At 39.7% G+C, this 25,152-nt stretch carries 18 protein-coding genes and 6 pseudogenes; 12 read left to right on the top strand and 12 right to left on the bottom strand.

Features of this window, described 5'->3' with window-relative positions; genetic code table 11:
* The first annotated feature begins 31 nt into the window (after nucleotides 1–31).
* A complete protein-coding gene (locus tag DYI03_RS04200) occupies nucleotides 32–1,561 on the top strand; it encodes an IS5 family transposase (RefSeq protein WP_115367858.1) in 1,530 nt (509 codons plus the stop codon).
* Between the two features lie 114 nt (nucleotides 1,562–1,675).
* Here DYI03_RS04200 and DYI03_RS04195 read toward each other — a convergent pair.
* Nucleotides 1,676–2,963 (bottom strand): annotated as a pseudogene (locus tag DYI03_RS04195) (IS1380 family transposase).
* Nucleotides 2,964–3,127: 164 nt separating this feature from the next.
* Between DYI03_RS04195 and DYI03_RS04190 the strand changes: the two are divergent.
* Nucleotides 3,128–4,168 carry a PQQ-binding-like beta-propeller repeat protein gene (locus DYI03_RS04190; RefSeq protein WP_021669464.1) on the top strand — a complete coding sequence of 347 codons (1,041 nt, stop codon included), beginning with the start codon at nucleotides 3,128–3,130 and terminating at the stop codon, nucleotides 4,166–4,168.
* Between the two features lie 2 nt (nucleotides 4,169–4,170).
* On the opposite strand, the pseudogene DYI03_RS13660 reads toward DYI03_RS04190, so the two are convergent.
* From DYI03_RS13660 to DYI03_RS04175, 3 pseudogenes are all read right to left on the bottom strand, one after another.
* Nucleotides 4,171–4,350: pseudogene (locus DYI03_RS13660) on the bottom strand (hypothetical protein).
* Between the two features lie 12 nt (nucleotides 4,351–4,362).
* Nucleotides 4,363–4,731 (bottom strand): annotated as a pseudogene (locus DYI03_RS04180) (hypothetical protein); the annotation flags it as partial.
* 194 nt (nucleotides 4,732–4,925) lie between these two features.
* A pseudogene (locus DYI03_RS04175) lies at nucleotides 4,926–5,301 on the bottom strand (IS1380 family transposase); the annotation flags it as partial.
* A 150-nt stretch (nucleotides 5,302–5,451) separates the two neighbouring features.
* Between DYI03_RS04175 and DYI03_RS04170 the strand changes: the two are divergent.
* The 5 genes from DYI03_RS04170 to DYI03_RS04145 all read left to right on the top strand — a co-directional run bounded on the left by DYI03_RS04170 (nucleotide 5,452) and on the right by DYI03_RS04145 (nucleotide 7,999).
* Nucleotides 5,452–5,898, top strand: a complete 447-nt coding sequence (locus tag DYI03_RS04170; RefSeq protein WP_021669080.1) for a hypothetical protein — start codon at nucleotides 5,452–5,454, stop codon at nucleotides 5,896–5,898.
* A gap of 12 nt (nucleotides 5,899–5,910) precedes the next feature.
* On the top strand, nucleotides 5,911–6,429 hold the full coding sequence (locus tag DYI03_RS04165; RefSeq protein WP_147287663.1) for a hypothetical protein: 519 nt from the start codon (nucleotides 5,911–5,913) through the stop codon (nucleotides 6,427–6,429).
* A 34-nt stretch (nucleotides 6,430–6,463) separates the two neighbouring features.
* A complete protein-coding gene (locus DYI03_RS04160) occupies nucleotides 6,464–6,895 on the top strand; it encodes a hypothetical protein (protein ID WP_231556702.1) in 432 nt (143 codons plus the stop codon).
* A gap of 237 nt (nucleotides 6,896–7,132) precedes the next feature.
* Nucleotides 7,133–7,546 (top strand): hypothetical protein, encoded by a 414-nt coding sequence (locus tag DYI03_RS04155; RefSeq protein ID WP_021669078.1) that lies wholly within the window; start codon nucleotides 7,133–7,135, stop codon nucleotides 7,544–7,546.
* A 174-nt stretch (nucleotides 7,547–7,720) separates the two neighbouring features.
* The gene (locus tag DYI03_RS04145; protein ID WP_021669076.1) at nucleotides 7,721–7,999 is read left to right on the top strand and encodes a hypothetical protein; all 279 of its coding nucleotides are present in this window, start codon (nucleotides 7,721–7,723) and stop codon (nucleotides 7,997–7,999) included.
* Between the two features lie 339 nt (nucleotides 8,000–8,338).
* Here the strand turns inward: DYI03_RS04145 and DYI03_RS04140 are convergent.
* Both DYI03_RS04140 and DYI03_RS04135 read right to left on the bottom strand, forming a co-directional pair.
* Nucleotides 8,339–8,707, bottom strand: a pseudogene (locus DYI03_RS04140) (hypothetical protein); the annotation flags it as partial.
* Nucleotides 8,708–8,960: 253 nt separating this feature from the next.
* Nucleotides 8,961–9,340, bottom strand: a pseudogene (locus tag DYI03_RS04135) (IS1380 family transposase); the annotation flags it as partial.
* 523 nt (nucleotides 9,341–9,863) lie between these two features.
* Here DYI03_RS04135 and DYI03_RS04130 point away from each other — a divergent pair.
* From DYI03_RS04130 to DYI03_RS04120, 3 genes are all read left to right on the top strand, one after another.
* Nucleotides 9,864–10,934, top strand: coding sequence for a bifunctional 3-deoxy-7-phosphoheptulonate synthase/chorismate mutase type II (locus DYI03_RS04130; protein ID WP_025064741.1), 1,071 nt, complete (start codon nucleotides 9,864–9,866; stop codon nucleotides 10,932–10,934).
* Nucleotides 10,935–10,942: 8 nt separating this feature from the next.
* A complete protein-coding gene (locus DYI03_RS04125; RefSeq protein WP_021669016.1) occupies nucleotides 10,943–11,917 on the top strand; it encodes an endonuclease/exonuclease/phosphatase family protein in 975 nt (324 codons plus the stop codon).
* 98 nt (nucleotides 11,918–12,015) lie between these two features.
* Nucleotides 12,016–12,861: a DUF5320 domain-containing protein gene (locus DYI03_RS04120; protein ID WP_021669015.1), complete on the top strand. Its 846-nt coding sequence runs from the start codon at nucleotides 12,016–12,018 to the stop codon at nucleotides 12,859–12,861.
* A 94-nt stretch (nucleotides 12,862–12,955) separates the two neighbouring features.
* On the opposite strand, the gene DYI03_RS04115 is transcribed toward DYI03_RS04120, so the two are convergent.
* The 3 genes from DYI03_RS04115 to DYI03_RS04105 form a co-directional block, all read right to left on the bottom strand.
* On the bottom strand, nucleotides 12,956–13,168 hold the full coding sequence (locus DYI03_RS04115) for a heavy-metal-associated domain-containing protein (protein WP_021669014.1): 213 nt from the start codon (nucleotides 13,166–13,168) through the stop codon (nucleotides 12,956–12,958).
* A gap of 58 nt (nucleotides 13,169–13,226) precedes the next feature.
* Nucleotides 13,227–14,177 carry a 4-hydroxy-3-methylbut-2-enyl diphosphate reductase gene (locus DYI03_RS04110; protein WP_021669013.1) on the bottom strand — a complete coding sequence of 317 codons (951 nt, stop codon included), beginning with the start codon at nucleotides 14,175–14,177 and terminating at the stop codon, nucleotides 13,227–13,229.
* A 174-nt stretch (nucleotides 14,178–14,351) separates the two neighbouring features.
* Nucleotides 14,352–19,961: an alpha-2-macroglobulin family protein gene (locus tag DYI03_RS04105; protein WP_021669011.1), complete on the bottom strand. Its 5,610-nt coding sequence runs from the start codon at nucleotides 19,959–19,961 to the stop codon at nucleotides 14,352–14,354.
* A gap of 167 nt (nucleotides 19,962–20,128) precedes the next feature.
* On the opposite strand from DYI03_RS04105, the gene DYI03_RS13290 reads away from it, so the two are divergent.
* The gene (locus DYI03_RS13290; RefSeq protein WP_021669010.1) at nucleotides 20,129–20,578 is read left to right on the top strand and encodes a hypothetical protein; all 450 of its coding nucleotides are present in this window, start codon (nucleotides 20,129–20,131) and stop codon (nucleotides 20,576–20,578) included.
* On the opposite strand, the gene DYI03_RS04100 is transcribed toward DYI03_RS13290, so the two are convergent.
* From DYI03_RS04100 to DYI03_RS04090, 3 genes are all read right to left on the bottom strand, one after another.
* Entirely contained in the window at nucleotides 20,464–21,381 is a 918-nt protein-coding gene (locus DYI03_RS04100; protein WP_021669009.1) for a phage integrase SAM-like domain-containing protein, read from the bottom strand. The two genes, DYI03_RS13290 and DYI03_RS04100, sit on opposite strands and share 115 nt — an antisense overlap.
* Nucleotides 21,382–21,648: 267 nt before the next feature.
* Entirely contained in the window at nucleotides 21,649–22,734 is a 1,086-nt protein-coding gene (locus tag DYI03_RS04095) for a PBECR3 domain-containing polyvalent protein (RefSeq protein WP_115367899.1), read from the bottom strand.
* A gap of 203 nt (nucleotides 22,735–22,937) precedes the next feature.
* The gene (locus tag DYI03_RS04090) at nucleotides 22,938–23,339 is read right to left on the bottom strand and encodes a hypothetical protein (protein ID WP_021669332.1); all 402 of its coding nucleotides are present in this window, start codon (nucleotides 23,337–23,339) and stop codon (nucleotides 22,938–22,940) included.
* A 390-nt stretch (nucleotides 23,340–23,729) separates the two neighbouring features.
* On the opposite strand from DYI03_RS04090, the gene DYI03_RS04085 reads away from it, so the two are divergent.
* On the top strand, nucleotides 23,730–25,016 hold the full coding sequence (locus DYI03_RS04085; RefSeq protein ID WP_115367856.1) for an IS1380 family transposase: 1,287 nt from the start codon (nucleotides 23,730–23,732) through the stop codon (nucleotides 25,014–25,016).
* Nucleotides 25,017–25,152 lie beyond the last annotated feature (136 nt).

The raw sequence follows: 25,152 nt of genomic DNA, 5'->3' as shown, positions 1-25,152 counted from the left end.
CGTACCTTTATATAGTTAAATCCATAGCAAGATGAAGTTTTACGCTCCAAAATACAAGCAACTTGACCTCGGTTTGCTCCGCTCATCCCTTGATGAGTTGGACAAGACAAACCGATGGGTGGCTCTCGGTGACCTTCTTCCATGGACAGAACTTGAGAAGGAATACAACTCAAGGTTGGACAATCAGAAGAAAGGTGCAGGGAACAAGCCGGCACGCATGATTCTCGGCGCAATGATTATCAAGCACAAACTAAACCTGAGTGATGCCGAGACCATCGAGATTATCAGAGAGAGTCCCTACATGCAGTACTTTTGTGGATTGCATGAGTTCACCGACAAGCCTATATTCGACCCGAGCCTATTCGTCACGATACGCAAGCGAATCTCAGAGGAAGAACTCAACAAGATGACAGTCAAGCTTCTCGACAAGCAGAGGCGTCTTCTTGAAGAGAAACGCAAGCGTGAAGAAGAAGAGGCGAAGAGGAATGATGAGGACCCGCCGGCTCCGAAACCAGAGGATCCGAATGCCGCTTCCTTCACCGACTCAAAAGGTCGCGAGCACAAGGGAGTGCTGAAGATTGATGCTACCTGTGCCGATGCAGAGATGCGTTATCCTGTTGACGTTGATATAATACATGATGGTTGCCGCAAGGTTACCGACTATATTATAAAGGTGTGCGAGATGTTTGAGCTGCACAAGCCACGCACGAACTACAAGCATGCACGTCAGGCATACCTTCAGCTTGTCAAGAAAGCCAAGAAGAAAGGCAAGATGGTGCGTGATACTATCGGGGTGATGCTCAACTACTTGCGCAAGGACATCCGCATCTTAATGGACTTGCTTGCAAAGAACAAGACGTACTACGAGAGCCTATTCCTATATGAGAAACGCACCTTGACTGCAATCCTCACGATGTACCATCAGCAGGAGGAGATGTACAGGTCAAAGACTCATACTTGTGCAGACCGCATACTGAGCATCTTTCAGCCACACGTCCGTGCCATTGTCCGTGGAAAGGCTAAGGCAAGGACTGAGTTCGGGGCCAAGATAGGTGCAAGCATAGTCGAGGGCTATACGTTCATCGACCACCACAGCTGGGATGCCTACAACGAGAGCCAGGATCTCTTGCTACAGATTCAACTTTTCAAAGAACGCTTCGGCTATCTTCCGGCCACCATCCTTGCGGATAAGATTTACCTAAACAGGTCAAACCGAGATATACTTGAGGATTTTGAAATCCATTCATACTGCAAACCGTTAGGGCGACCACCGAAGGATCCTCCTTCAGATGAGATGAAATCCAGAATGGCCAAAGCCATCGGGGAGCGCAATGAAATCGAATGCTCATTCGGTACTGGCAAGAGAATCTATCGAGCCAATGACATAAGAGCCAAGCTTCCAGATACAGCACGATGCTGGACAGGAATGTGCTACTTCGTTAAAAACGTGATGAAGTTCCTCAGGGAACTTTGTCTTGCCCTGACCGAAATCTGGTGGTTTTTCATCATTATCGTCACTATGAGGGGCTACGTCTGCTACCCTCTGTCTGTGAAGAGATAATAATTCAGCAGACCCTAATTAGAACTGAAATCCTCCACTTCAGCCCACAACATCCCCTTACCCCACAATGCGACTTGAGGCAATACGCAGTATCATACCCATAAGTTGTAGGCGTTATCCAAAATCTGTCTGGAACACATCCGCGTAAGCATTGTTACAAGTATAGATATTCAGCACATACTGCCTTGATGTCCTGATCCACTTTGCTGGTACAGAGACAAACCTGAAGACAAGCGCTTTTATGCGGCTTGTTGTATTGAGTCCGAACCTCTTTACATCAAGTCTTTGGATAATGGCCTTGTAGAAGTTACGGATAAGTGCTGTAAGAAGAAGGAACACGGTGTTCTCTGCCATGAAGGATTTGGGCAATCGGTCCCATCCGAAACCATTGTTCATATCATCGAAGATACGTTCCTTTCCCCCTCGAAGGTTATAGAACTCGACAATCTCTCTTACGGAAGATACATAGTCGTTAGTCAGGATACAACGGTATGTGTATTCTCCTTCCCAGAGATCCAATACACCATCCAACCGTTTCTGTCTTTGAATCACAAGTCGGTATGCTTTACCCTTCCACTTTTCAATAAGGATAGAGTTCAATTCGAACTCAATGCCATTGATTTCCTCAGTTTTCCAACCTCTGAGAGCAAAGATTTCATTGTAGAGCGAACTGCAGCGGTTTGCGCGGATATAGAAGGATTTGCAGTGTTCCTCTACTTCTTCTACGATTTCCTCGGAACATGATCCACAGTCAGCTCTGAAACGATTGATAGTAAGGCCGTTCTGTTCAAATCTCTCAAAGAACCTCTTCAGCGTGTCCTTCTGATGAAAACGAACATTTGTGTTGCCATCGCTATTCTCAATGCCAACGATTAAGTCGCCAATAACCGCCACGCCAGGGCGATAACCAGGGAACTTCTTGTATGTAGGCTTTGCATCATACTTCTCTGTCTCTATGAACTGATGGTCGAAATCAACATCATACATCTCGTCCTCTTTCAGTTGGCCAGATGCAAACATACAATTGAGCAGTAAAGTATTGAGAGTGTCAGCCGTGTTGAAATCGTAGTTCTTACCCGTATCTGACGTGTATGAGATGTTTTCTTGCGTCAGCTCCTTTATCGCTCTGAGGATAGTATCAGAGCTACAAGTGCGAAGTGTCGGATGAAGCGAGAGGTGGTTCATCAAATGAGTAGTGACATCCTGGGGTACATGAACCGCCACAGAAGTAGATACTCATGAGAGAACGGATGATTTCGCTGTACTGATAACCAAACGATCCACACCTTAGACCGAGGGTTGAGTCGATTACAGATGATAATGTGGAGTCAAATTGCTCCATGATTGAAAATAATCCCCCAAAAGGAGTGAGTTTCTCAGATTTAATTTGTATCTTCGCCATGTCTATCGTCGGATTTTCTTGTTTTTTTGCAACACTAAGATAAGTGAAAATTCTGACGTGGCAAAATCCTGAGCAACTTTTTGTTGCTCAGGTACTTAAAAAGTTTAATTTATAATAGTGTTGCGGAATTAGGGTTAATAAAATATTTATTGTAAAATAAAAAGATGATGAAGATAAAAGAAGTCAAGAATATAATAAAAGGGGGCTTTTTAATACAAACGTCCAAAGATAACAGTTTGATGTATCAAATCAGTAATAATACTTTTATAAATAATAAAAGCTATAATTATGTAGCTCGTTTCGAGCAACATACTTTGAACGATACTTTGTATGTGAATAATTTAAAACATACCGTATATAAATTTGACTCTCAAACAAAGGAATTACTTCCCTATATCACTCATGGAAAAGGATGGGTGGAAGGTGTTACACCTAATGGATATATATTAGCTAATTACAACAAGGAAAAGAAATTGAGAGAGTATACATGTATTCGTAATGATAATAATATATGGGAATTGGAATCTCCTTTTGAATCTTTTTCCTTATTCAAGCAATATGCACTTGCATGGAAAGGGAAAAGAGAATATGCAAATACATGCCAGCTAATCGACTTGGAGACAGGAAAAGTAATGTGGGAGAAAGAATATACAGAAGCTCATATAGACTTAGTTATTCCTTTTGAAGATAAGATAGTCATAGAATGGTGCACAGAATTATCATCTGACAAAAAAGATAAGATTATTTGTGTAGAGATTCCGTCAGGTAAAGTCTTATGGGAAAATTCTACAAGTGGAAATTATAAAAAATATGGAAAAAATAGACTTGTGAGTTTTTGGTCACATTATTCAACGGTTGGACCATCCAAAAACAATAATCAATACGCAGAGATTGATACTGAGACGGGTGAGGTATATATTCATAAATTTGAAAACTATAATAAAGAAGTCTTCACAACTATGGTTTATAAAGACTATCTCTTTTATGCTTATCATTCCGACAACTCAGAATATTCAGACAGAATGGGAGTCGGCATTATTGATTTACGGACACATGAAATGATCCAAGAATACGACATCGACTTCACTCGTGGAGATTGCAACTATATAAAAAGCATGGGCGTTTACAAAGGCGACCTTTACGTGGAAGTGGAAACAGAAGTGAATCATAGCGACATTCATGTATTCGAATTGAAAGAGGAATAAACTCATGCAGAAAAAGTATTTATCCTCAAATCCGCAACTAAGCCCTTGAACGTCCTTATTGCGTTTACACGTCCTCTCATTACTGAATTTGCAGATAATTTGAACTTGAAGCACCCACTTCTGCCTACAATATCCCCTTACCCCACAATGTGACTTGAGGCAATACACAATATCAGTCCCATAAGTTGTAGGCATTATCCAAAATCAGTATGGGAAACATCTGCGTAAGCATTATTACAGGTATAGATATTCAGCACATACCGCCTTGATGTCCTGATCCACTTGGCTGGTACAGAGATAAACCTGAAGACAAACGCTTTTATGCGACTTGTTGCATTGAGTCCGAACTTCTTTACGTCAAGTCTTTGAATAATGGCCTTGTAAAAGTTACGGATTATACCGACTATCAAATCGCCAATAACCGCCATGCCAGGGCGATAACCAAGGAACTTCTTGTATGTAGGCTTTGCATCATACTTCTCTGTCTCTATGAACTGATGGTCGAAATCAACATCATACATCTCACCCTCTTTCAGTTGGCCAGATGCAAATATACAATTGAGGCTGGTTCTATAAATTACCACCGCACATAGTCATTAAATGTTTATGAAATACGTTTTGTTATCTTTTGGCTTCTTTTTGGTTCAAAATGCAAGTTCGTTCAGTCGTGTAGCTCGCTACACTCCTTTATTCTCTTGCATTTTGACCTCAAAAATAAGCTCAAAATCTAACAAAGCTAATTTATAGAACCAGCCTTGAGCAATAAAGTATTGAGAGTGTCAGCCGTATTGAAATCGTAGGTCTTGCCCATATCTGATGTGTATGAAATATTTTCTTGTGTCAACTTCTTTATCGCTCTGAGGATAGTATCAGAGCTACAAGTGCGAAGTGTCGGATGAAACGAGAGGTGGTTCATCAAATGAGTAGTGACATCCTGGGGTACATGAACCGCCACAGAAGTAGATACTCATGAGAGAACGGATGATTTCGCTGTACTGATAACCAAACGATCCACACCTTAGACCGAGGGTTGAGTCGATTACAGATGATAATGTGGAGTCAAATTGCTCCATGATTGAAAATAATCCCCCAAAAGGAGTGAGTTTCTCCGATTTAATTTGTATCTTCGCCATGTCTATCGTCGGATTTTCTTGTTTTTTTACAACACTAAGATAAGTGAAAATTCTGACGTGGCAAAATCCTGAGCAACTTTTTGTTGCCCAGGTACTTAAAAAGTTTAATTTATAATAGTGTTGCGGAATTAAGGTAAAATAGGTTTGGATATGAAAAAGATAAAAATAGGCAGATCGGACATTCTTTATATCGCCCAATCAAAATTCAAAAGTACATTAGAAGAACCAACAGGAAATTTTGATTATAACAAGTGGGTGGATTTTATTGAGAGTCATAAAGACTATTTTATTTGGTATGAAGATACTGAAGATGGAACCTATAGAAAAAACAATATGGATAACGTTCCAGATTGGGCAAGAGAGGGGATAAGCTACCAGTTAAATAAAGCGCATGCCTATAGTACCAATAAAATGACTAAAAATCCAAAAGATATACGTGTTGTCTTTAGTAAAAAAAATGGCACTATATCAATAGATTTAGAAAGAAAACCAAGTAAAACTGCTGTACAAATTTTGCTGGAAATGGCAAAGTTTTTAAATGGAAAACTATTTCGCAATGGAAACAAAGAAATAGAAAGCATTGAGCAGGTGGAATAAATAAGAAGAACCATGAGTAAAAGAACATTGCTTACATCCATATTGTTGTGTTTATCGCTGTTCGCCAGCAGCATTACTACATCCCTGCCCAATATGTTAGAGGGGCGGCATATCTTCGAGGATATCATGGGCGAATATCGCAACCACAAGGCCGACGAATGGACGCATACTGCAGATATTGCTAATAACTTTAAAGGAGTGGATTTCTACAAAGGGACAGAAATAGGCAACCAGATATTTGCAAAAAAAGCAGTGTCTATGAAAACAACGATCTTAACAGATGTGAATGCTTGGCTAAACTCTAAACCAATACAAGATAATATCAGATTTTTAAAAGATGGATTAGAAAATGTTGAAGGTATGACAAGTAATGGGCATGTAATGAAAATTACAGAAAAGGCAGAAGTACACATCTATATGCCTAAAGAGAATGCAACTGCTGATTTGCAAAAGGAATGGCATAACAAACTTGATGCCATTCATCCCAAAATAAAGTTTAAAATTCACATATTGGAGGATTATATAAAATAATGGTAGTATGTTTACTATAGGGAAATTGACATATTTGAATATAGATAAAAAGAGTTTTAGTTTTGTGACAGATACTAAAGGCTCTATAGATTATCAAAAATGGGTAAAATACATTGATAAAAATCAGGGACTATTTGTATGGTATGAAGATACAGAAGATGGAAAAAATATCTTAAAAAACATTAAAGATATTCCAGAGGAATTTCAAAAGCATGCTCTTGCTTTGTTGAATAAGGTACGGTGTTTTGCTAAATTTAATAGCAAAAAGAATTATTATGATATAAGTGTAGGATGTTCCGAAGAAAGCCAAAGAGTAACTATCACCTTTGAGCGAAGACCTCAAATAGAGGAGATTAGACTATTTTTTAACATGGCAAAATATTTAGATGCTATGCTCCTATACAGAGGGGGGAAAAAGATAGATGAAAAGATTATCGAGGAGTTGGAATACAACAGCAAAAAATGACAGCAATGAGAAATTTGTATATTACAATAAATAAGTTTAGTACTCTTAATCGTTCAAGATTACATGCATTAGACTACAATAAATGGGTGAAGTATATAGAAAGTAACTCATCATATTTCATATGGTATTCAGATACAGAATCTGGCAGAAGACTCGCTGAGTCTATCACGAATTATCCCAAAACCCTGAATACCGATTATTCAGAAACATCATATTAACAACAAAATAGTTTCAAATATGAGATATATTGAGTCAAAACAAATAGAAAATGTCGAAAGCTTCTGTCCCGACAACGGGGACTACGCCTATACCAAAGGGCAGAAAGGTTATTTGTATATCGATGGGGTACTTTTAGAAAAAGATGATGCACCTTTAGAGCTTTCTCTTAGAGGTAAGTATATGTATGCATGGTATGGTTCAGGCATGTTTGAACTATACGAGGGGCATACACTTTTGAACAGTATAGAAAGTAATGTTATTTTGCTAAATGAGCAAACTCAATATATAGGTAAAACCTATATGGAATTTAATCCTTATCGAAAGGGTTATAACTTCGCATCTCCGATAGATGAACAACTGATATTGCTTGAGTTTGGTCTCTTCCTGCCTCAAAGAAACTGCAGTTCCTATCGAATCGGCATTCACCATTGAGGCATCAGAAGATAAGACCTCACCTGTAACTATCCAATTGAAAAACGAAAGTTATGGGGCTGATGAATTGCTATGGATTCCTGGAGGCATGACTTTAGGAGGTTTCTCAGAGGCAATTATAGAACCCATAAAAGTAAAAAATGCGAATATATACACAACTCAAATAATTATCCAATGAAAAGAGAAGATGAAATAATCAAATCATTGAACTACACGAGGTGTTCAAAAGAATATAATATTGTCAAAAATTCTGTTTTTGACGGAAATCTGATAAATATTATAGTAGTAAAGCATTATGATAGTAATGCCGAGGTGATTGATTGTTCAAATATTGTATGGGCTCTGCATGCAATGTTAGTGGATAATGAAGTAAGCCTTGACAGAATAAATAAAATAATTACTGATGTTGAAGTAAACAGAAAAAATGTTTGTAGGATACTATACTTCATGTAACTATTCAGCAATAGTCACAACTCAATGCCATCAGCACCATCCTATCATTGTAGGATGGGAGGTGGCGTATGGCTATTGCTGAATAGTTACGCCCTTATCCCTGAAAACAAAAAAAAAGCAAAAAAAACTAAAACAAAAGAGTAAAATACCCATAACAAAACAAAATAACCTCAAATCCGCAACTAAGCCCTTGAACGTCCTTATTGCGTTTACACGTCCTCTCATTACCGAATTTGCAGATAATTTGAACTTGAAGCACCCACTTCTGCCTACAATATCCCCTTACCCCACAATGTGACTTGAGGCAATACACAACATCATTCCCATAAGTTGTAGGCATTATCCAAAATCAGTCTGGAAAACATCTGCGTAAGCATCATTAAAGGTATAGATATTCAGCACATACTGCCTTGATGTCCTGATCCACTTGGCTGGTACAGGGATAAACCTGAAAACAAACGCTTTTATGCGACTTGTTGCATTGAGTCCGAACTTCTTTACGTCAAGTCTTTGAATAATGGCCTTGTAAAAGTTACGGATTATACCGACTATCAAATCGCCAATAACCGCCACGCCAGGGCGATAACCAAGGAGCTTCTTGTATGTAGGCTTTGCATCATACTTCTCTGTCTCTATGAACTGATGGTCGAAATCAACATCATACATCTCACCCTCTTTCAGTTGGCCAGATGCAAATATACAATTGAGGCTGGTTCTATAAATTACCACCGCACATAGTCATTAAATGTTTATGAAATACGTTTTGTTATCTTTTGGCTTCTTTTTATATAAAACAGGCTGCGCCTCAACAATTCAAACAAGTTTGATTGCATTCGGCTTGCTCCGTTTTTGGTTCAAAATGTAAGTTCGTTCAGTCGTGTAGCTCGCTACACTCCTTTACTCTCTTGCATTTTGACCTCAAAAATAAGCTCAAAATCTAACAAAGCTAATTTATAGAACCAGCCTTGAGCAATAAAGTATTGAGAGTGTCAGCCGTATTGAAATCGTAGGTCTTGCCCATATCTGATGTGTATGAAATATTTTCTTGCGTCAACTCCTTTATCGCTCTGAGGATAGTATCAGAGCTACAAGTGCGAAGTGTCGGATGAAGCGAGAGGTGTTCATCAAATGAGTAGTGACATCCTCAACACATGAACCGCCACAGAAGTAGATACTCATGAGAGAACGGATGATTTCGCTGTACTGATAACCGAACGATCCACACCTTAGACCGAGGGTTGAGTCGATTACAGATGATAATGTGGAGTCGAATTGCTCCATGATTGAAAATAATCCCCCAAAAGGAGTGAGTTTCTCAGATTTAATATGTATTTTTGCCATGCCATATCAGAGTTTTGCTTGCTTGTTTTGCAACACTAAGATAAGTGAATTCTTTGACATGGCAAAATCCTGGGCAACTTTTTGTTGCTCAGGTACTTAAATAGTTTAAGTTATAATAGTGTTGCGGAATTAAGGTTGAATAAGAAAAAACAAATATAAATGTTAGGAACGTGATAAATCACGCCCCTACAAAGTAAAAACGATGGAATTTTTCCACAGAAAATACATAAGGTGCATGGATATAATTATGATACAGCTGGTATTATTTTATAACATAATGGGGACATTGAAGAAAATTCAATTAGACTCAACTTACGACCCTATAGATTACTTTAAGCGCTAACTTGTAGGGGCGTGATTTATCACGTTCCTCAAAATATTTGAATAAGCAAAAACAAATATAAATGTTAGGAACGTGATAAATCACGCCCCTACAAAGTAAAATATCATCATAAAAAAGGAAATGAAAAAAGATGATATGCTTACAAAAAATCAAGACTTACAAAAAACAAGAAGAGATAGAATGGAATTAGAATTGCAACCTTTAGGATTACCTCATCATGACAATTACCCTGTAATCATTGCGGGTCCTTGCTCGGCAGAGAGCGAAGAACAAGTAATGACTACGGCTATAGCATTGGCAAAGAAAGGTTGTAAAATTTTTCGTGCAGGTGTTTGGAAACCACGCACCAAACCTGGAGGCTTTGAAGGGCAGGGCGAAAAGGCTTTGCCGTGGCTCAAACGAGTGAAAGAAGAAACGGGTATGCTCATTTCCACAGAGGTTGCAACTCCAGAGCATGTAGAACTTGCTTTACAATATGGCATAGATTTGTTTTGGATAGGGGCTCGTACTACTGCCAATCCGTTCGCAATGCAAGCCTTAGCCGATGCACTTTCAACAGTGAAAGACATGCCTGTGTTAGTGAAAAACCCAGTCAATCCTGACCTTGAACTATGGATTGGAGCTTTACAAAGGCTAAATCAAGTAGGAATGAAACGTCTTGGAGCCATTCATCGTGGGTTTTCTTCTTACGAAAAAAAGGTGTATCGCAACCTTCCCATGTGGCAAATTCCAATAGAATTGCACCGCCGCATACCCAATCTTCCGATTGTTTGCGACCCAAGTCATATCGGTGGACGCCGTGAACTCATTGAGCCACTTTGCCAACAAGGGCTCGATTTGGGTGCCGATGGTCTTATTATTGAAAGCCATTGCAATCCTACAGAAGCATGGAGCGATGCTGAACAGCAAGTAACACCCGAAAGATTAGCGCAAATTATTCCTCGTCTTATTGTCCGTGATAAGCACACTACAAGTGAAGAACTGTGTCAATTGCGTTCGCAGATAGACGAAATGGACAATTCGTTGATAGATTTGCTTTCCGAACGCTTTAAGCTTTGTCGTGAAATAGGTCTGTTTAAAAAAGAACATAACATGACTGTGCTGCAATCAGACCGCTACAACGAAATTTTGGAAAAGTATGCCAAGCAAGCCTGTGCCTACGGTATTGATGCAGAATTTGCCGCTCATATTCTCGAAATCATACACGAAGAAAGTGTACGCCAGCAACTTAACATCATCAATCAAAAGTAAACCAAGCGATGAAACGTTGGTTATTATTGCTCGTTTGCTTGCTTCCTACCCTTATTTTTGCACAAGAACGACTAAGAATTGTGGAATGGAATGTAGAAAACTTATTCGATACGGTACACGATTCTTTAAAGAATGATAGCGAGTTTCTACCCTATTCGCCTCGCCATTGGACTCGTACCAAGTATTGGGAGAAACTCAATAAAATAGGGCAAGGCATTCTTTCGTGTGGCGAAGATTCTGCTTCGTGGACTTTACCTGACTTGATTGGACTTTGCGAGGTGGAGAATGACAGCACCATGATATATCTTACACAACGTTCAAACCTCAGAAAGGCTCGTTATGAATACGTTATGACGGCATCAAATGATGAGCGTGGTATCGATGTAGCCTTGCTTTATTCACCTTTTTCTTTCCGTTTTATTCATGCAGATACCCTCGCTATCAAGCCAATCAAAGGCATGAAACCCACAAGAGATATACTCCATGTGGTAGGTGAAGTGGCTTCTGGTGATACACTCCACCTTGTTCTTGTCCATGCACCGAGCCGTTCGGGTGGTGAAAAGGTTTCCGAACCTTTTAGATTGCATGTAGCAGAAAACATTTGCAACCTTATTGACTCCATAAAAGCCCAAGAAAAGCAGGCAAATATCTTGATAATGGGCGACTTTAACGACTACTATGACAATGCTTCTTTGCGTAAAATATACGAACATGGAATGGTGAACATATCCAAAAATGCAATAGGAAAGCATGGTGCAAAGGCCACTTATAGATACAAAGGCGAATGGAATAGCTTAGACCAAATGCTCATTAGTCAGCATTTATTGCCCAAAGTAAAGCAATGTAGTATTAACGATGCGCCCTTTTTAATAGAAGAAGATAATAAATATGGCGGTGTTAAACCTCGTCGTTTCTACAATGGTATGAGCTATAACGGAGGATTTAGCGACCATTTGCCTTTGGTTTTAGACTTATCACTTTAACTTACCAAAACTTAAACTTCCACTCTATAATCATAGAAAAGATTAATTTCCTTTAATTTCTTTGGTAGTTCATATCCAATCTGCTAAATTTGCAACGTATGAAGAAGATATTTATCATTGCAGCAACCACACTTTTGAGCATGCCACTATATGCTCAAGATGTTCAAAATGTTAGTCAAAAGACCGACACAACCATTGTTGCCCCCATAGAATCTTCACGTTTGCAAGGAACAAGAGAGGCTACTGAAGCTGAAAAAGAATACGCACGCCGCTTGTCGGAGGCTCGTGAAGAGCAAAAACAAATCGATAATAATTTGCCAATGGTAGACGAATATGGTCAAACCATTACGCCCAACAACTTTGATTATCCCTATTGGAATTATGGTTGGACGGCAGGACCATGGCGATTGCACAAGGGATTGAATGTTAATCTCGGTGCGTCTGTGTTCTCAAACTTTGGCAGAGGCGCCCACCATGGGGCTGGTTTCACGCAAGATGTGTCCTTAATGTATGTTACTAACCTTTCTAAAAAGGCTACATTAGCCGTGGGTGGCTACTTAACCAATACCATTTATGGTGGCAGTAATTACACCGTAGCAGGTGTAAACGCCTTATTTGGCTATCAATTTGACGAACATTGGAGTGCATATGCCTTTGTACAAAAAGCATTTACATCAAACAATTGCACACCATGGTCTATGGGTTACGGCACATTCAACAATCGTTTTGGTGGTTGGGGCATGGGCTTTGCCCCGATGTATGCAGGTTGGGGCATGGGAATGGCAGCCTCACGCTACATGGATCGCATTGGTGCAGGCGTAACTTACCAATGGGGAGAGCGGAAACAGAATGCTGTTTCTGTTAGCTTTGAGTACGACCACCTACCAAATCAACAAGGAAACTTCTACGATTTCAATCGATATAGCTATCCAGTAGGATACTAAAATAACCCAAAAGGCTGATACATTGCACACAAAGTATCAGCTTTTTCTTGCCCAATAGAAGAGTTTACACAACTATAACGCCTTGTGCAATCTTCTATAATATCATTTCAAACATGCCCAATCCCTCTATGGCATTTTTAAATTGGATAGGTGAAATTAAATCCTCGTTATAAGTAATGCGAACCAACTTATTTGGAAGGTCTACTGCTACCCTTTCGACACCAACGAGCTGTTTGATAGCACTTTCTACTTGGGCTTTACAAAGTTCTGACTGCATGCCATTGACGGCAAAGACTTCTGTTTTCATTCTTAATATAGTAAAAAAAAGGAAGCAAAGTGCCTCCTTTTTGTGAGCGAAAAGGCACTTATTCTTTTTCGTTTGTGTGGGTTTCGGCTTGGCGCAAGATAGCATCTCGGCATTCTTCCATTAACCATTTTGGCGTACTGGTAGCCCCACAAATGCCAACTGTCTGCACATTATCAAACCATTCCATATTGATTTCGTCGGCACTCTCCACTTGGTGAGAGTTAGGATTGATGCTTAAACATTCGTGGAATAACACTTTTCCGTTGCTACTCTTGCGCCCCGCAACGAAAAGTATTAGGTCGTGCTTGGCAGCAAACGACGAAATGTTGGGCATACGATTAGCCACTTGGCGGCAAATGGTATCGAAACTGCGGAATTGAGCCGCCTCCGAAATGTGGGCTTGTATGTATTCTATGATGCGATGAAACTCGTTCAAACTCTTTGTAGTTTGAGAATAAAGGTAAATATCACGATTGAAATCCAATTTTTCTACGTCTTCAAAATTCTCAATTACAATGGCTTGGCTATGTGTTTGTCCCACCAATCCTAATACTTCGGCATGTCCATTCTTACCAAAGATAACAATTTGCGCCGTAGAAGCTCTTTGCTTATTTTTCAATTCGGCTTCTAAATCCACTTTTTCCACGCTCTCTGTGATGTTATTACCATTCTTTTCATATTGGTTTTTAATGCGCCTTTGCAAGGCTAACACCACGGGGCAGGTAGCATCAATTATCTCTATGTTATTCTTTCGTGCCAATTCGTAGGTTTCTGGCGGCTCACCATGCGCTCGGAGTAATACCGTTACATCGTGAAGTTCACGCAACTGGTCGTGATTTATGGTAATTAATCCCTGTTGGGTGAGCCTTTCCACCTCCATACTATTGTGAACAATATCGCCAAGGCAATACAGTTTTGTTCCTTTTGCTAATTCTTCTTCGGCTTTTTTTATGGCTGTCGTAACGCCAAAGCAAAAGCCACTGCCTTCATCTATCTCAATTTGAAGCATTGTTGTTATTTACTTTTAGGTAGATTCTATGAATTAGCTTTGCCAGATTTTATTTTTCTTTTCGTGAGCAAAATATAAGAGAGCAAGGAAGTGTAGCGGGCTACACGACCGAACGAACTTACATTTTGATTCGAAAAGAAAGCAAAAGCTGAGAAACCATAACATATAAATAAGTTATTTGTCATTATTCTGGTAATTCATAGAACCCACCTTAACTTTAACAGCCCCTTGACGACCTGAATATTCAGGCGCGTAGGCGCATTGAGCAGTACATGTTCCCGACTGATAAGTGCCTTCTCGGTCGATGAAATACTCTGTTTCCACAACGTGAGTACCCTTTTGCATCATGTCGAAATAATAATTTGTGCAGTAATCCTTAGGCGAAATGTAATAACCGCCTTCATATCCGCTTGTTTGCGATACAGGTTCAAGGCACGCAGGACGCTTATCGGAAACTTGAACAAAGTCGTAATCACGGTCGGCAACTATGGTAATGCGCACCACAACCTTATCGCCTACCTTTCCTTGTACCATGTTTTGCGCTTTGCCTTCGTTGGTTTTTACAAACAATTCGCGCTTAATGGTCAGTCCTGAGTTGCTCGATTTTATTTCTGTGATAGGCTGGAAGAATTGTGCATAGACTGCTCCCCAACTTGTTCCTTTACTTGTTTTTTCAACCGATAGTGTGTTTACAACTTTCTTTCCGTTACCGTCCTTTGGCGAATTGACTGCAACCGCTTGCGAACTCTTCACATAGCCTATCCCAGCCGTAGCCTTTGACATTTCCATAACCTCGCCGTCAAGTTTCAAAACACTTGCTTCGCCATTATCCATTGCCCACTGTCCATTGTTCATAAATGCCCAAATAGCATTGACAGAGTTCACTGGTGTGTCCCAAGCCTGTGTGCGTTTCGATTGCAAGAGCCAACGTTGAAGGTCTTGTATCGTCTGTTTATCGGTTGGAGCAATGGTCTTAAACGATTCGATAGCTGCCACTTGCGTTGGAATCTTGTAGTCAAACCAACTGTAATAAGCCTTTTTCGTGTCGAAATATCGACCCATTTCTTCTTTATAAACGGTGTATTCCTTGATACTTTGCAGATATTCTTTTGCCTTTTGTGTTTGATTATATTGCTGAAGAATTACGGCTGTGTTTGCCTTTCCGTAGATGGTTAAATCGACAGGCTTCTTCATTAAAAGATTAATCAGATATGTAATATCAGCGGTTGTCTTGCGTTTTGCCAAAGCATTGCTGTACAGATAGTCGCAAAGGGCATCAGAAGGATAGATATTTTTATATCCCTTGCGTTCCCATTCTTTCATTTCTTTAACACGTTTTGCTACCTCTCTATCCAAATATTTAAAAGCAAAGCTGAGCAAATCTTCTGTCTTTTCATTGTTTTCGCCCATTAAAACATTCAAGCGTGCGAGGGTTTTAACCACATCAACCGTCATGTAGAAACTGCCACGCATACCGTCCCACCATGAGAAAGAGCCGTCAGGATTTTGCAAACGCTCTAATCCTTCTAATGTAGACGACAGGTTATAGGCTATTTGATTGTCGTCAAAGAAACGCACAAGCATTTGTTTCTGCTCGCTTTCGTTCTTTGCTTCCATTACCCAAGGGGTTTCCTTGAGTGCAAATTCCTTTAAGTCTTGATTCTTTTCCAACGCTGACATCATTGAAGTTTCGCTGCCTTCTTCCTTGCGCCATTCCTCTATGGTCTGGCGAATCTTAGGCGATGTTTTCAAAATCTTATTGGCTAAACTATTGGCATAATAGGCTGCTGCCAAACTAATGGCGTTGCGCTCGTTTGAATCAGCAACGTATGGCAGTGCTTGTATCATCAACCAATTTGGATTATTGGTGTATTCTACGGTCAAACGCTGCTCAGTAGTATTGGTTGGGAACAATTTGGTAAGGTCAATTTGCTTCGTTCCTGCTTCGTTTTGCGTGAAAGGATAGGTATTTATCACATATTCACGATTTGGAAGTACTGCCAAATATTGTTGTTCGCCGTCCGAATAATCATCGCCAGCTGCTATAATGCGCACAATAAGCATAGTTTGGTCGGCAATAGAAAGTTTGTTTTCGCTATTTTCTGACAATAAATTTGCCAATGAGAAGGTAGCCGATGTCGTTCCATTTGCTTCCAAGGCATAATCTTTGCTTTCGGTATAAAGCACTTTTTCTGTAGCTGCATCAAGTATTTCGAGTGTTGTCGTACCTTCAACTAGCTTGTCTGACGAATTAAAAATGCGTGTTGAAAGGGTTGCTTCATCGCCCATACGAACAAAACGAGGCATATTGGGTTGCACCATAACTACCTTTTTAGCCACTACTTCGTCTGTTATCATGCCGTAATTTATATCCGCATCGTGTGCAAAACCCATGAAACGCCATGTTGTAAGGCTCTCTGGTAAAGTGAATTTTAGGCTCACATTACCATTATTATCGGTGTTTAAACGAGGATAGAAGAATGCGGTTTCTTTCAAATTCTCACGCATTTGCACGTTATTGCCATGTTTTTCAACAACCGAAACGCTATCAGCAACGGCATAATCTTCTGAACTTTGATATGCTATATCGGCATCTTCTTTCACAACAGGAGCAGCAAATTTTACCGCAGCACGTTTCATATTAGCATCAGGGGCAGCACTTGTAAGCATTACAGAGGCTTCTGCCACCTCCATTTTGGCATAATTTCTATCAGAACGACCTGCAAATCCATGAACAATAATATCTTCTGCACCAAAACAATTTGTATAATCTGGATTAAACCTTGCAAAACTTACCCTATATTGGGTTAAATATTGGAAAGGCATTGTATGACGTAGCTGCAATAATCCATTTCTAAGGGTATGCCATTCTATTCCATTTGGCAAAATGTTATCATAATTGTCTGAGAAATTCCATAAATGTTCCTCAATTTGGTCTAAACTCTTGTCGTAAAGGGTTGCCATGAGTTGTGCTTTGGCTGGCTTTCCGTCCGCATTGGTTATATTTAGTGTCCATTCTTCCTGCTGTCCTGGTAATAAAAGGTTGCGGAAAGTTGTCCATTTTACATTCAAATGCTTGTCAGGTTGTGGGCGTACTATGGTTTCATTGTGGCTATAAATTTCTCCATTTTTAACCCATGCGAGGTTTAAAACAATGCCGTCGCCGTATTCTCCTTTATAAGTTAGCTTCCATGTTGTGTTGCTATTGCTTTGGTCGATAGCCCCGCTCTCCAATACTTTGTTGCCCGAATAAATAGAATAGACAATGTGTTGCGCCTCATCGGTAGAGCCAAACTGAACGTAAACGGGCTTTCCGTTGCGTGAGAACTTATGGTCACTAATGTAGAACCAATCGTGTGTTTCTATAACAGGGCGTTTATCGTCCATTGAGAATACCACAAATTCATGTTCTAAGGTGTCTGTACCACAAATGGCTTGCAACTTATAATGACCTGAAGACAATGGTTTTAAGTCAATATCCTTATTGGTTTCAACGGTAAGATATTTGCCAAATGTTACCTTTCCGTTCTTGAATGGAGCAATAGCATAGCAGACTTTGCCCTCAATAGGTTGTCCAGCTGCATTCAAATAATTGAATTTCACTTGTCGCAAACTGTCTTTCAAAACCTTTTCAGGCATATTGCTTGTCAGCAAAGTTGCCTTTGTTCCCAAAGGAAGTGAACGATTTGCCGAACGACTTTCGCCTGCCACATCGGTAACATCGGCTTCTATTTCAAAGTTAAAGAACAGAGTTTCATCTTTTGTACCCTTTTCATTGTCAGGAAAAATGAAAGGAACAACCACCTCAAAGTCGCCTTTTTCATCGGTTACAACGTTGTCTTCATGTACAATTTCATCATCATTGTAACTTCTCCACCACCATACATAACGGCGATTTACATTGTATGCGACCTTAGCCCCTTGCACTGGCATACCTGAATAGGTCTTTGCGTGTCCTTTTATCTTAATGGTGTCGCCAATAGCATACTTGTCTTTGTATTCATCGAGTTCCACAGTGAAGGTGGGACGCTTGTATTCTTCCACCGCAAAGTATTCTCTCGCATCATTGTCGCCAATAACAATAGAATATTGCCCTGTTAATCGTCCTTTTGGCAAGTCAAAATCGGCAGCAGCCGTACCAAATTCATCGGTTAAAACTTCCTTTGTTGCTACATCTTCATAATTTGCATCACGCAATTTCAACGTAATGCGCTCGTTAGCCTTTGCCTTTGAAGTTTGCTTTTTATGGTCTTTTGTATAAGATATAACCGATGCGTGAACGGTTTGCCCTGGTCGGTAAATCTTTCTATCGGTAAAAATCTCATATTCGTTACGGATAGGAGTTTCATCATCTATATAATAATTTGACCAAATTGATGAACTTGGGCATGCCTTATCCTTTTCGGTAGAAACAAAAACATCATTAGGAGCATCAGTTTGATAAGTAAAAAAGGCTTCTCCGTCTTTATTTGTCTTTAAAATTTCAGTTTTGTATTTATCAGAATATCTTATTTCAAATTTCAAACGAATGGTTGCATTTGCCACTGGTTGTCCTTTTTCTGCATCAACCACCACATAACGCAGCTTTTTAGCAGGTTGTTCCTCACTTAAAAGCATTAAGTTGGAAACATAATACAAGTCAAATTGTGGTTTTATCCCCTTGTTTGAAGACGACATTTCCAATAGATAAACACCTGTTTCTAAAGCTGGCAACTGCAAAGAGTCTTCTACAATTTCATAATCCTCATGCCCTTTGTATTCACGATGAATAGTTTGGGTGGTTGAGCGTATCAACCTTTGCTTTATTTTATCTAAATCACGCTTGTTATTTGGATTTAAATTATCGCCACCCGTTAAGGTTGTACGAGTAATTTTGAGGGTTAAGTCCTTGATAGCACGTATTTTTACGTCCTTAATAACGCATGGTTTATGAGGTTGTCCAACTGCTTTTTCTGCATAGAACTGGAACATTGGGGCTGTAAAGCGTTTGCGTTCATTGCGCAAAAAGTTCATTTCTTTCCACGTTCCCCAACGTTTTAGTGCATTGTCAATATAGGCTATGCGCTCTTTCTCATTCTTAAATTCGTCAGAAAGGAATCTATATTTCCGTATAGCTACTTTTCCGCAAACAGGGAGGTCGCCAAAACGAGCAATAAGCGAATCTAACGCCGCTATTTCATTCGTTGTTTCAAGTCTTTTTAAAGCAAAAATACAAGTTCCTTCACGGTTTCCTACCGCTGCATAATGCTTTTCTGCCTCAGCGTATCGTTCCGTTTCTAAAGCTATAACATGGAGCAAATCGTTGTTGAAGATAGCATCGTTGCTGCCTATCTCTATTAACGGAGCATATTCACTGCATTGATGTTTTGCCAATAAAGTAGGATTTGCCATGGCTTTATCGAAATATGCTTTCACTTCATCATCATTTTGGTCGTCGCCACTAAAGAGTTTGCCCAATGCACAATTATAAACCGCATACAAAACCTTATCGGTCTTTTCGGCTTGATTGCACAATTTCTGCAAGCGTTCCTTCTCTGTTTCTATCGAATCGGGCGATATTTGCGTGTAAAGGCTTGATGTTAGCAATTCGGCTGCCAACAAATTACCATACGATTTTTCACCCTTTGCTTTCTTTACAATCTTTTTTAGCACATCAATTTGTGTCCGAGGCAAGTCTTTTCGCTCTGCTTCTTTTACTTGTTTCCACAAATCGCCGTATCCTTGTGCGAATAATTTAAATGACACCATAAACAATAGTGTTATTAGAGTTAATAGTTTCTTCATTACTTCTTGTTTTAGAGTTATCGGCAAAGATAGTAATTTTAGTTTTAACTCTATTATTTTGTTGAATATATATGATAAAAAATGATATTTTTTAATAGTTTTTCATTATCTTTGTCCTTTAACAAAGCCCTGCAACAACGGCAAATGAACTTAAAAATAAAGAAAAAATGAAGCTGACAATATTCAATATCGCACTGATTATCATGGCAATTTTGGTCATATTATGGCTGATAAAGCGCACAAGAGTGAACAAACAAAAAGAGAAACAATACGTTGAACCTTTACCATTCCAACCAATTCATATTGAAGAGGTTAAAGATTTATACGACGGAACAGAATTAATATGCAAAACAGGCTTTCTCCATTATCAACTAACCATGACAAACGCAGTTAAAGAAGAGACCGAAGGATTGTTTGTGGGAATTGCTAAAGCCGACCCAAATCACGCTGCACGCATCTTAATTGAGGACGAAACCAACCAACTACGCGGTTATATTGACAATCAAAACGACTTGTATAAAAAGCTCATATCCCGTAAAAAAGCTGCTGTATATGGTTTTTCACGCAAACAAAACGATGATTCTTTCATTGGCGAAGTCTGTGTACGCATAAGATAAAAACACTGCAAGTTACAAAACGAAGTGCAATAACAGGTGAATAAGAAGAGATTTCGGACAAGTATCAACTCAACTTTGTAATCCTCAAGTCTCAGCTGTTTGATTTTCTCCAAGGCTCTCCTATCCAAAGCCCTTGGCAGTTTACTCTCTCCTCGGTCTTTCTTGACAAGGTCAAAAAGAGGAAGGTCTATAAATCCCTCACGAAAAGCCAAGCGACACGCTTTCTTGACCATTAAAGCCATCTTACGGTAATAGCTTTGCGAATGCCCTAACTCCCCCACGCTGTATTGCTGGAAGCAGTCCAAGAAGTCCTCCGTTAGCTGACCAAAGGTAAGGTCGCTTGTGTGGTACCGCTCTTGGATAAAAGCTTGTAGATGCTTTCGAGCAATGTAGTACGCTGAATGCGAGTGAGCCGTAATCTCCACACCAACAAGTTTCTTCTCGTTCTCAACCATTTGGTCGTATCGTTGTAAGAATGTAGTTCGGCTTTGCATCGTGCCTTGAAACTGCTCCTTGATTTCTTTAGCAGAGAACTCAACTCCCCTATCACATAGAGTTTGATACGCTCTCTGTACGGACAGGAGCAACTGCTCCAACTTTGCATTGTTAGCCACTACTTCACGACTCTTGCCATTTAGTCGGCTCTCTCGAGTATTCCACAACTTGGGATTACAAGACTGCTTACTGCTAAACTGAACCATCGTGCGATTGTGGGTTATTCTTCCCATTATCGGAGCTTGCCCCGACTTATCCAAACCACTCTTTTTGAGGTGGAGCAACACCTGCATTTTGTCTTTCTGCATACGCTTCTATTTTGTGGGCAAAGTTACCCAGTTTTGAAGCGTTTTTAGTCATGCAAAACATTGTTATTCAGTGCATAAACACCGTAATAGCAGAAGCTTTACCATTGTGCTTATTGCTTTCTGTTGCCTATCATCGTCTGCTTATATTTGGATAACGATTTGGTAACGCATCTTCTGCACAAATCCACGTTTCTGCACATTTCTTGCCAAAGCTGTTCACAGCAACAATCCGTGTTTCTCTCATATTCTCAACCACTTACCATCAATCTACATAAATCCACCTTTTTCTTGCATTTGCCCATTGATAAAATTAAATTTTTCAACACCAAAAGCAGACTTCTTCAGTAATATATTATAATTTTTCACTTGCTTGCTGACTCTGTCTTCCTCCGTTTTTTTAGCAGTTGGAGTAGATTTATCCTCATTTACTTGCTTTGTAGCAGAAGATTGCTTATCTTTGTCGGCAGAAAGGTTATTCAAATCCGAAATAGGCGTAGCTTTGCTATTAGCGTCGGTGCGAGTAGCCTTTTTTCTTATACTCGCCATTGCTAATTCTTTACGTCCAGTACGGACTTCTTCTATATAAAGGGTTGTTCCGTTTGGATAGCTCTTTTTATACACGATATTTTTTTGCCCACATTTATTTTCTTCGATGTTAATTTCATTGTAGTTGTTTATAACATCGCTAACGTTCTCAATATCTTCTTCTGTTATAGGCAATTGACCTTGTAAGCGTTCTTTTTCGCTACCATGTCTGTTTAATGCGTGTTTGATAGCATTGTTATCAAGGATGTGTTTGAAGTCGTCTGTAATATCAATTCCATGAGCGCGTAAATCAGCCTTTAGTTTATCGCTAATATTTGCAACGATAGCCTTAACAAGTCCACTGCCTTGTTTTTTAGATTCTTCAATTAAAGATTTTATGCCACCTTTGAAGTATTCGAATAATGGCTGCTTTGTATTTTCTACTCCTCCTTGTGCGCCCTGATGTACAAGTCCATTCTCAACTTCGCCTTTACTGCCAGCTTGAACTGCTGTTCCTTGCTCTTGGCTTTCGTTATCTCCTCGGCTGTTATCAACTTCTTCGCCTTGCAAAACTGAATTGCTTTGAGTAAATCCTACCTCTTCATCAGTAGGAATTGCATCGCTTTCTGCATTTTTAACGCTGCTTCCTTGTTCGTTATTAGAACTTTGCGTATCTTTGCCAACAGAAGAAATGCTTTGAGGAGTTATTCCCGAGCCCTTTGTTTCGCTCTCGGCATTATTTGAGTAAACATAGTCCAAACCTTGCTTCTCTGCCGAAGAAGTAGTCGCATCTTTCGGAGTGCGCCAAACGACATTTCCCTCAATCAAGAGTCGTAATATTCTGTTGCGGCTCTTTTCTTGATTAGATACTACAACTTCTTTACCGTCAATGCTTACGGTTACTGATGTAAAATAATAATAGCGTGAGCCGTCTGCCTATTTGAAAGATTTTATAAAAATATAACCCCAGTTCGGGATATCAATAGTGTATTGTATTTTATCTTCTGAAAGGTGTTTATTTGCCATAATATTTATAGATTAAATGAACGTTGTAATTGATCGTGAATATTTCTTCTCACTTCATCGGTAAAACCAAAACGAAGTTGTGGGAATGTTTCGTGATAAAGAACTCCCCAAACAACACGGTTATAAAGTGCAAGGTTGCGCCGTTTGTGCTTGGCTATACGGTCATTTCTAAGACGATATGCCATATCTAAGAAGCGAAGATAAGGCAGAATGCGTACGAAAATGGTAAGAGATTCGCCCGAAATACTTGTATTAGAAGAATGTTTGGAAAGGGACGTTAGAAGACGCCCCGAGCGAATCTGATAATTGCTACGTACAACGCTTTCTTGCGTAGCATATATTTTAGAGATACCCCGATGGAGGGTGTCGTGAACAAATTTCTTATGAACAAGACTGTCTGTTACCATATTTACCTTTTTAAGTGCAAATATAATAACAGACAGTTTTAGTGCAAAGGACAGTCTTTCCTAATGATAGATATTATTTCATTAGATGTTTGTAAAGGGGAATTCCTATTATAGGAGTAAAAAAACTGCAAAGCCCCAAGTAGAGAGCTTTTAACATCCAAGAATCGCCACGGGTAACAAAGGGCATTGCAAGGAGGGTTATAAGGTATGAAATAATTTCGATTATCAACATATCTATCATTGTTCTTTAAAGTCCCTTAATTCCGCAACACTATTATAACTTAAACTTTTTAAGTACCTGAGCAACAAAAAGTTGCCCAGGATTTTGCCATGTCAAAGAATTCACTTATCTTAGTGTTGCAAAACAAGCAAGCAAAACTCTGATATGGCATGGCAAAAATACATATTAAATCCGATAAACTCACTCCTTTTGGAGGAATATTTTCAATCATGGAGCAATTTGACTCCACATTGTCATCTGTAATCGACTCGACCCTCGGTCTAAGGTGTAGATCATTCGGTTATCAGTACAGCGAAATCATCCGTTCACTCATGAGTATCTACTTCTGTGGTGGCTCATGTGTTGAGGATGTCACTACTCATTTGATGAGCCATCTCTCGCTTCATCCGACACTTCGAACTTGTAGCTCTGATACTATCCTCAGAGCGATAAAGGAGCTGACGCAAGAAAACATCTCATACACGTCAGATACGGGTAAGAACTACGATTTCAACACGGCTGACACTCTCAATACTTTACTGCTCAATTGTATGTTTGCATCTGGCCAACTGAAAGAGGACGAGATGTATGATGTTGATTTCGACCATCAGTTCATAGAGACAGAGAAGTATGATGCAAAGCCTACATACAAGAAGTTCCCTGGTTATCGCCCTGGCGTGGCGGTTATTGGCGACTTAATCGTTGGCATTGAGAATAGCGATGGCAACACAAATGTTCGTTTTCATCAGAAGGACACGCTGAAGAGGTTCTTTGAGAGATTTGAACAGAACGGCCTTACTATCAATCGTTTCAGAGCTGACTGTGGATCATGTTCCGAGGAAATCGTAGAAGAAGTAGAGGAACACTGCAAATCCTTCTATATCCGCGCAAACCGCTGCAGTTCGCTCTACAATGAAATCTTTGCTCTCAGAGGTTGGAAAACTGAGGAAATCAATGGCATTGAGTTCGAATTGAACTCTATCCTTATTGAAAAGTGGAAGGGTAAAGCATACCGACTTGTGATTCAAAGACAGAAACGGTTGGATGGTGTATTGGATCTCTGGGAAGGAGAATACACATACCGTTGTATCCTGACTAACGACTATGTATCTTCCGTAAGAGAGATTGTCGAGTTCTATAACCTTCGAGGGGGAAAGGAACGTATCTTCGATGATATGAACAATGGTTTCGGATGGGACCGATTGCCCAAATCCTTCATGGCAGAGAACACCGTGTTCCTTCTTCTTACAGCACTTATCCGTAACTTCTACAAGGCCATTATCCAAAGACTTGATGTAAAGAGGTTCGGACTCAATACAACAAGCCGCATAAAAGCGCTTGTCTTCAGGTTTGTCTCTGTACCAGCAAAGTGGATCAGGACATCAAGGCAGTATGTGCTGAATATCTATACTTGTAACAATGCTTACGCGGATGTGTTCCAGACAGATTTTGGATAACGCCTACAATTTATGGGTATGATACTGCGTATTGCCTCAAGTCGCATTGTGGGGTAAGGGGATGTTGTAGGCTGAAGTGGGGGATTTCAGTTCTAATTATCTGCAAATTCAGTAATGAGAGGATGTGTACACGCAA

The organism is Prevotella disiens (genome assembly GCF_900454955.1).
Lineage (GTDB): Bacteria > Bacteroidota > Bacteroidia > Bacteroidales > Bacteroidaceae > Prevotella > Prevotella disiens.
This window is presented reverse-complemented; position numbering and strand designations above follow the sequence as displayed.

Excerpts from the sequence above, each read along its gene's own strand:
- DYI03_RS04110 (WP_021669013.1), bottom strand. The coding sequence starts at position 14,177 with ATGCTTCAAATTGAGATAGATGAAGGCAGTGGCTTTTGCTTTGGCGTT.
- DYI03_RS04200 (WP_115367858.1), top strand. The coding sequence starts at position 32 with ATGAAGTTTTACGCTCCAAAATACAAGCAACTTGACCTCGGTTTGCTC.
- DYI03_RS04190 (WP_021669464.1), top strand. The coding sequence starts at position 3,128 with ATGATGAAGATAAAAGAAGTCAAGAATATAATAAAAGGGGGCTTTTTA.
- DYI03_RS04105 (WP_021669011.1), bottom strand. The coding sequence starts at position 19,961 with ATGAAGAAACTATTAACTCTAATAACACTATTGTTTATGGTGTCATTT.
- DYI03_RS04120 (WP_021669015.1), top strand. The coding sequence starts at position 12,016 with ATGAAGAAGATATTTATCATTGCAGCAACCACACTTTTGAGCATGCCA.
- DYI03_RS04165 (WP_147287663.1), top strand. The coding sequence starts at position 5,911 with ATGAGTAAAAGAACATTGCTTACATCCATATTGTTGTGTTTATCGCTG.
- DYI03_RS04100 (WP_021669009.1), bottom strand. The coding sequence starts at position 21,381 with ATGCAGAAAGACAAAATGCAGGTGTTGCTCCACCTCAAAAAGAGTGGT.
- DYI03_RS04090 (WP_021669332.1), bottom strand. The coding sequence starts at position 23,339 with ATGGTAACAGACAGTCTTGTTCATAAGAAATTTGTTCACGACACCCTC.
- DYI03_RS04130 (WP_025064741.1), top strand. The coding sequence starts at position 9,864 with ATGGAATTAGAATTGCAACCTTTAGGATTACCTCATCATGACAATTAC.
- DYI03_RS04170 (WP_021669080.1), top strand. The coding sequence starts at position 5,452 with ATGAAAAAGATAAAAATAGGCAGATCGGACATTCTTTATATCGCCCAA.
- DYI03_RS13290 (WP_021669010.1), top strand. The coding sequence starts at position 20,129 with ATGAAGCTGACAATATTCAATATCGCACTGATTATCATGGCAATTTTG.
- DYI03_RS04125 (WP_021669016.1), top strand. The coding sequence starts at position 10,943 with ATGAAACGTTGGTTATTATTGCTCGTTTGCTTGCTTCCTACCCTTATT.
- DYI03_RS04155 (WP_021669078.1), top strand. The coding sequence starts at position 7,133 with ATGAGATATATTGAGTCAAAACAAATAGAAAATGTCGAAAGCTTCTGT.
- DYI03_RS04115 (WP_021669014.1), bottom strand. The coding sequence starts at position 13,168 with ATGAAAACAGAAGTCTTTGCCGTCAATGGCATGCAGTCAGAACTTTGT.
- DYI03_RS04145 (WP_021669076.1), top strand. The coding sequence starts at position 7,721 with ATGAAAAGAGAAGATGAAATAATCAAATCATTGAACTACACGAGGTGT.
- DYI03_RS04085 (WP_115367856.1), top strand. The coding sequence starts at position 23,730 with ATGGCAAAAATACATATTAAATCCGATAAACTCACTCCTTTTGGAGGA.